This is a genomic window from Sphingomonas sp. LH128, assembly GCF_000293195.2.
Lineage (GTDB): Bacteria > Pseudomonadota > Alphaproteobacteria > Sphingomonadales > Sphingomonadaceae > Novosphingobium > Novosphingobium resinovorum_A.
Window position 1 is genome coordinate 1 of the sequence record NZ_ALVC01000637.1, and the last position, 465, is coordinate 465.

A 465-nucleotide genomic window follows, 5' to 3' on the forward strand; every position below is an offset into this window, starting at 1 on the left:
GTCTGGTGCGCCGCGTCCCGCGCATCGAGACGCGCGGCGATACGGTGATGGCCGGAGTTCACCACGTGACGCGCGGTCGAGGCGATCAGCTGCAGCTTCGGAAACGCCTCGAAGGCGGCCAGCGCGGCCTCGCGCCGACGGTCCGAGCCGTCGCCGGAGAACGCCTTGCCCAGCAACAGCGAGATATCCCGGTGGTTGCCGATCATGACCGTAGCCGACTGCATCAGGTCGGTCAGGATGGCGCGCGGATCGCTGTCCCAAGCATCCCACAGCAGTGCGCGGTAATTGCCGTCGAAACAGACAGGCACGCCGGCGCTTGTCGCCGCGGCGACGGCGGCTTGCGCAAGCGCGACGCCTCCGGGGCCGAGCGCCGGCGTGATGCCCGACAGGTGGAGCAGTCGGGCGCCCTCGAGCGCGGAGGCGAAGTCGAACTGGTCCGCCTTGGAGGTTGCGAACACGGAACCC

At 69.7% G+C, this 465-nt stretch carries 1 pseudogene; it reads right to left on the bottom strand.

Annotation, left to right across the window (positions count from 1 at the left end):
• Positions 1 to 465 (bottom strand): annotated as a pseudogene (locus tag LH128_RS30725) (sugar kinase); the annotation flags it as partial.